Source organism: Bradyrhizobium sp., from assembly GCF_049581145.1.
GTDB lineage: Bacteria > Pseudomonadota > Alphaproteobacteria > Rhizobiales > Xanthobacteraceae > Bradyrhizobium.
In genome coordinates, this window is sequence record NZ_JBAURI010000965.1 from 1 (window position 1) to 6,522 (window position 6,522).

Consider the following 6,522-nt stretch of genomic DNA (forward strand, 5'->3'; position numbering starts at 1 on the left):
TGCGGCACCAATTCCTGCGCGAACACGATGATCGACGACGTGGTGGAGGAGATGATCAGGCCGATGAACACCGACAACACCGCGCTGGCATAAAGCCCGGCATAGGGCAGCGCCAAAGTGAACGGCAGCGCGCCGAGGATCGAGAACCAGATCACGATCTTGCGGCCGAAACGATCGCCCAAAGGGCCGCCGAGAAACGCGCCGACCGCGTTCGCTGCAAGGAAGATGAAGAGATAGATCTGCGCCGTCTGGGTCGAGACGCCGAACTTGTCGATCAGATAGAAGATGTAGTAGCTCGACAGGCTGGAGACATAGAGCTGCTTGGAGAACAACAGCGCCACCAGCACGGCCAGCGCGATCCGCACCCGGCGCGAGTCCGGTGCATCCGGATCCGGATCGATGGGTGCAAACTTCCTGGCCCTGATCTGCGGCTTGTACCACAGCCCGATCCGCCACAGGATGACGATCGCGACGAAGGCGATCGATGAGAACCAGGCGATCGAGGGCTGGCCGAACGGCACGACGATCAGCGCCGCCAGCACCGGTCCCATCGAGGTGCCGAAACTGCCGCCCAGTTGAAAAACCGATTGCGCGAAGCCGTAGCGCCCGCCGGAGGCCAATCGCGCGATCCGCGCCGACTCCGGATGAAACACCGCGGAGCCGAGCCCGATCATGGCGGCTGCAACCAGGATAGTGCTGTATTGGCGCGCCGTGCTGAGCAGCAAGAGGCCGAAGAAGGTCGATGACATGCCGATCGCGAGCGAAAACGGCTGCGCCTTCTTGTCGGTGAAATGCCCGACCAGCGGCTGCAACAACGACGCGGTGAACTGGAACGCCAGCGTGATCAAGCCGATCTGCGCGAAGTCCAGCGCGTAGCTGTCCTTCAGCAGCGGATAGACCGAGGAAATCAGCGACTGCATGGTGTCGTTGAGGAAATGCGACAGGCTGATGCCGACCAGCACGATATAGGCCGGCCCGGCGGCCTTCACCGCGCTCACGCTCGCTGCCTTGGGTGCGGCGACCGGCATGGCCAGCGCTCGTTCGGAAGCGGCGGTCGGCCTGTTCAATGGAGCGTCCCCGGCAGATTCTTCTGCAATTCTGATCTGATGCGAAGTTCCTACGACGACGGCGCGCAGCCGACCACCGTCATTCGTCGATGGCTGAAATGCAATCAGGCTCGCAAAATCGGTCGCTTCAGGCGGCAGCGGCGGCTTGGCCGAGCGCGGAGACGATGTGATCGACGACGTCCTCGACCAGGAAGCGGTCATCGCCTTCGCCCATCACGCGGATCACCGGCTCGGTTCCAGAGGACCGGACCAGGAGCCGGCCATGGCCGTTGAGCCGCTTCTCGCCGTTGACGATGGCGGATTTGACATCGGCGTCGTCGAGCGGCTTGCCGCTGCGATAGCGTACGTTCTTGAGGATCTGCGGCAGCGGATCGAAGCGGTGACAGACCTCCGACACTGGCCGGCGAAGCTTTTGCACCACCGCCAGCACCTGCAGGGCGGCGACGAAACCATCGCCGGTGGTGGCGTAATCGGACAGGATGATATGACCCGACTGCTCGCCGCCGAGATTGTAACCGTCGCGCAGCATGTGTTCGAGCACGTAGCGGTCGCCAACCGGGGTGCGAACCAGTTCCAGCCCCTGCGCTTGCAGGAAACGCTCGAGACCGAGATTCGACATCACGGTCGCGACGATCCCGGGCCGCGCCAGCCTGCCGTCTTCCTTCCAGCTTTGCGCGATCACCGCCAGCAGTTGATCGCCGTCGACGAGATGGCCGCGTTCGTCGACCAGGATGACGCGGTCGGCGTCGCCGTCGAGCGCGATGCCGATATCGGCGCGCATCTCGCGCACCTTCTTGCATAACATCTCTGGCGCGGTCGAACCGCATTCCTTGTTGATGTTGAAGCCGTCCGGCTCGACTCCGATGGAGATCACGTCGGCGCCGAGCTCCCACAAAGCTTCCGGCACCACCCTGTAGGCCGCGCCATTGGCGCAATCGACCACCACGCGCAGGCCGTCGAGACTGAGATCGCGCGGCAGCGTACGCTTGGCGAATTCGATGTAGCGGTCATGCACGCCGTCGAGGCGCCGCGCCCGCCCGAGACTCGCGCTCTGCGCCAGTTTCCGGTCGAGGGATTCGTCGAGCATCTGCTCGATCTGCTTCTCGACATCGTCGGAAAGCTTGAAACCCTGCGGGCCGAACAGCTTGATGCCGTTGTCCTCGAACAGATTATGGGAGGCCGAGATCATCACGCCGAGATCGGCGCGCATCGACTTGGTCAGCATCGCAACCGCCGGCGTCGGCATCGGACCGACCAGAAGCACGTCCATGCCGACCGAGGTGAAGCCCGCCACCATGGCGTATTCGATCATGTAGCCGGACAGCCGGGTATCCTTGCCGATCACGACCCGGTGCCGATGCTCGCCGCGCTGAAACACCAGGCCCGCCGCCTGGCCGACCTTCAGCGCCAACTCCGGCGTGATCAGACCGTTGGCACGCCCCCGAATTCCATCGGTCCCGAAATAATTGCGGCTCATATGACCCCCAGCACTGCCCCGGATTCCCGCATCCAAACCGGCGAGAAGACTCAAAAACGTCCCAGAACCCCGTGGGTTATAGTACCTTCATCGCTAACATGGCTTCAAAAAATATAATGAATCATTACCGGGCCGGGCCGTCGTGCAACACCCGCAACCCATTATAAACACTGGAATTATCGGCAATCGCCAAGACCGCTTGCCGCTTCCCTAGCCCTTGCGCCGGACATGATGGTCGGCTTTCGAGGGCGGTGGCTGGGTGACATTGACAGGGTCGGATGCCGGAAACGTTTCCTCGAGCCCCTCCTCCAGGGCCTCGTCGAGACGGCGCTTCTCGGCGCTTTCGGGATGATTTTGGCTGCGCTTTGCTTTGTCCTGAGGCATGGAACGCGATCCGGTCGTGGTGACCCTCTGGGTTCGGGGAGCGATTGGGCGGAACGCTCAACCGTGCTAGATGACGACGAAAGCCATGAATGCAAGAAGGGCCGGGGACGCTCATGAAGCACATCACCTGCATTGAGGATCTGCGCGAGTTGCACAAGCGCCGCGTGCCGAAGGCGTTCTTCGATTATGCCGATCGCGGCTCGTATGCCGAGGAGACGCTGCGCGCCAATCGCGACGACCTGCAGCAGATCAAGTTCCGCCAGCGCATCCTGGTGGATGTGTCGAAGCGCGACCTCTCGACCGCGATCCTCGGCGAACCAGCCGCGCTGCCGCTGGTGCTGGCTCCGGTCGGGCTGCTCGGCATGCAGCATGGCGACGGCGAAATCCACGCCTGCCGCGCGGCGCAGGCCGCCGACATTCCCTTCACCCAGAGCACGATGTCGATCTGCTCAATCGAGGATATCGCGGCCGCGGTCGACAAGCCGTTCTGGTTCCAGCTCTATGTGATGAAGGACCGTGGCTTCATCAAGTCGCTGGTCGAGCGCGCCATCGCCGCGAAATGCAGCGCGCTGGTGCTGACCGTCGACCTGCAGGTGATCGGCCAACGCCACGCCGATATCAAGAACGGCATGACGGTACCCCCGGAATGGTCGCTGTCGAAACTGGTCGATTTCGCCACCAAGCCGGCCTGGGTTTCAGGTGTGCTGCGCGGCAAGCGGCGCACCTTCGGCAATCTGGTCGGCCACCTCAAAGGCACCGACGACATCACGGCGCTTGGCACCTGGATCGGCACGCAATTCGACACCACGCTGAACTGGAAGGATGTCGAGTGGATCCGCAGCATCTGGCCCGGGAAGCTGGTCCTGAAAGGCATCCTCGACGTCGAGGACGCCGAAATCGCGGCAAAGAGCGGCGCGCAGGCGCTGGTGGTGTCCAACCACGGCGGACGCCAACTCGACGGCGCTCCGTCGTCGATCGAGGTGCTGCCGGAGATCGTCGATGCGATAGGCTCGCAGATCGAGATCATGTTCGACGGCGGCATCCGCTCCGGCCAGGACGTGATGCGCGCGCTGGCGCTCGGCGCCAAATCCTGCATGATCGGCCGCGCCTATGCCTATGGCCTGGGGGCTGCCGGCCAGGCCGGCGTCGCCAAGGCGATCGATTTGATCGCAAACGAGCTCAGCACCACGATGGGATTGTGCGGCGTCAACACCATCGCCGAGATCGGCGATCAGGTGATCGCGGCGTAGCGTTCGATCAGTTTCAGCCGTCATTCCGGGGCGATGCGCAGCATCGAGCCCGGAATGACGGCCCGCGTTCACATCGGCGGCGTGATGCCATCGCGGCCGACATTGACGCGGTTGGCTTCCAGCATGCCGTCCTCTTTCTTCACCGCGCCGAAGATGATGATCTTGGCGCCCGGCTTCACTTCGGACTTGTCGCCGACCACGAAGGTCACGATCGGCGTATCCGGCGGCACCACCACTTTCTTCTCGCCGTCCTTGTATTTGACGACGATGTTCTGACCGTCGGTGCCCTTCACGGTTTCGGCGACCGTCGCATTGGTCATGGTCGAGTTGGGGCGCAGATCCCAGGGACGAAAACCTTCCGCCGCGCCGCGCTGGTTCTCGGGGAAGATGTGAACGGCGAGCGCCTTCTGGGTGCCGTCGGGTTGCGGCATGCCGGACACGCCGATATAGGACCCCTGCTTGATCTCCGACAACGACGTCTTGACGACGCCGAACACCGCGACGTTGTCGGTCATGCGCACTTTCACGTCATCGCCCTCGCGCGTCTTGATGGTCAAAACCGGGCCGTCGACGACCTCGATGGTGCCCCGAATCCGGACGGGCGGCGCCTGCTGCGCCCAGGCGAGTGAGGTCAGAATCGTCGCCGCCGCCAGCGATGCCACCACCGCACGCGGTATCATTGATGTTGATCTCGACATGAATTTCTCCCAAGATTGCAAACGACCGCGCAGGATCGCAAACACCGCGATCGGTGCGCTATTCCGCAACAAAACGAATTGTGCTCAGCACCATTTCGCGGCTTGGGGACGGCCTGCGCGCGTCCCCGAACCGACGCGTCGCATCACATTGGCGGCGTCAGGCCGTCGCGACCGACACCGATGCGGTTGGCTTCGAACGAACCGTCCGGAAGCTGCTTCACGAAAGCGATGATCTTGGCGCCGGTCTTCAGTTCCGACTTGTCCGCGGCGACATAGGTGACGACGGGCGTGTCCGGCGAAACCACGACCTTCTTCTCGCCGCCCTTGTATTTGACCAGCAGCGTGTGGCCGTCATTGCCGGCCACACTCTCGGACACCGTCGCATTGGTCATCGTCGAATTCGGGCGCAAGTCCCACGGCCGCGATCCCTCCCCGGTGCCGCGCATGTCTTCCGGAAACACGTGCACCTCGACCGCATCCTGGCTGCCGTCCGGCCCCGGCACCGTGGTGGCTCCGACAAAGGAGCCGACCTTGATGTCGGCGAGCGAGATCCTGGTGATCCCGACGACCTTGATGTCGCCGGTCATGTGCAGCTTGACGTCGTCGCCGCTGCGCGATTTGACGGTGAGCGTGTCGCCATCGGCGGCTTCGATGGTGCCGCGCACCCGGGATGGTGTCGGCGACTGCTGCGCAAACGAGGAGAACGACGAGGCCGCAACCACGGCAAGCGTGATCAGGGGGCGTGCGAGGATCGAACGATCTAACGGCATGAAGAGCTCTCCGGCAGGTGGCTTGATCTAGCAGCAGACGCGGCAGCCCGCACGAAATTCCGCGCCAACGTTTTGTTGAAGAGCGCGTGATCCCTTTCACCAGACGGACCACGGCTTGCGATCCAGGCCAGAGGATGCCTTGCAGATCACGCGCCCGTGAGATCGTGTTCGACCGATGCGCGAAGGTCCGCAGTCACGATTGGACGCCGTCCGAACCACAATTCGAATCCGCGCACCGCCTGGTGCAGCAGCATGCCGAGCCCATCGGCGGTTTTGAGCCCATGGGCGCGCGCCGTGGCAAGCAGCGGCGTCACCAGCGGCACATACACGAGATCGGCAACCACGGCGTCGGCCGGCAGCCGCGCGATGTCGACGTCCAGCGCGGGCTGGCCGTGCATGCCGAGCGAGGTGGTGTTGACCAGCAGTTGCGCGAGGGGAAGCAGGTCGCCGATATCTTCCCACGCGACGGGATGGACTTGTGGGCCGAATTGTTCGGCCAGCCCTTCGGCACGCGACTTCGTCCGGTTGGCGAGATGCACGCATCTGACGCCGCGCTCGATCAGTCCGAAAACCACGGCGCGCGCGGAGCCGCCGGCGCCCAGCACCAGCGCCTCGTCGGCGCCGTCCCAGCATGGCGCGCAGGCATCGAGATTATTGATGAAGCCCTCGACGTCGGTGTTGGTGGAACGCAGCGCGCCGCCCTCGAACCACAGCGTGTTGGCGGCGCCGACGGCACCGGCGCGCGCATCGGGCGCCGACAAGGCCAGCGCGCGCTCCTTGTGGGGGATCGTGACATTGGCGCCGACGAAGCCGCGCCGCTGCATCTGCTGCAGGAAATCCGCACAGCCCTCGGGTGGTACAGCCTCGATCGTGTAG

General features: G+C 63.8%; 7 protein-coding genes. 1 reads left to right on the top strand and 6 read right to left on the bottom strand.

The window, feature by feature from the left end; translation table 11 throughout:
- The 3 genes from WCB02_RS31460 to WCB02_RS31470 all read right to left on the bottom strand — a co-directional run.
- Window positions 1–1,028, bottom strand: a 1,028-nt coding sequence (locus WCB02_RS31460; protein ID WP_423964298.1) for an MFS transporter, incomplete at its 3' end; no start/stop codon positions are given.
- A 166-nt stretch (window positions 1,029–1,194) separates the two neighbouring features.
- Window positions 1,195–2,544: a phosphoglucosamine mutase gene (glmM, locus tag WCB02_RS31465; protein WP_423964285.1), complete on the bottom strand. Its 1,350-nt coding sequence runs from the start codon at window positions 2,542–2,544 to the stop codon at window positions 1,195–1,197.
- Between the two features lie 210 nt (window positions 2,545–2,754).
- A complete protein-coding gene (locus WCB02_RS31470) occupies window positions 2,755–2,928 on the bottom strand; it encodes a hypothetical protein (protein ID WP_423964287.1) in 174 nt (57 codons plus the stop codon).
- Window positions 2,929–3,041: 113 nt separating this feature from the next.
- Here WCB02_RS31470 and WCB02_RS31475 point away from each other — a divergent pair, with 113 nt between their 5' ends.
- On the top strand, window positions 3,042–4,178 hold the full coding sequence (locus tag WCB02_RS31475; protein WP_423964290.1) for an alpha-hydroxy acid oxidase: 1,137 nt from the start codon (window positions 3,042–3,044) through the stop codon (window positions 4,176–4,178).
- Window positions 4,179–4,246: 68 nt separating this feature from the next.
- On the opposite strand, the gene WCB02_RS31480 is transcribed toward WCB02_RS31475, so the two are convergent.
- From WCB02_RS31480 to WCB02_RS31490, 3 genes are all read right to left on the bottom strand, one after another.
- Window positions 4,247–4,858, bottom strand: coding sequence for a hypothetical protein (locus tag WCB02_RS31480; protein ID WP_423964300.1), 612 nt, complete (start codon window positions 4,856–4,858; stop codon window positions 4,247–4,249).
- A 161-nt stretch (window positions 4,859–5,019) separates the two neighbouring features.
- Window positions 5,020–5,646 (bottom strand): hypothetical protein, encoded by a 627-nt coding sequence (locus WCB02_RS31485; protein ID WP_423964293.1) that lies wholly within the window; start codon window positions 5,644–5,646, stop codon window positions 5,020–5,022.
- A gap of 146 nt (window positions 5,647–5,792) precedes the next feature.
- Window positions 5,793–6,522, bottom strand: a 730-nt coding sequence (locus WCB02_RS31490; RefSeq protein WP_423964296.1) for a shikimate dehydrogenase, incomplete at its 5' end; no start/stop codon positions are given.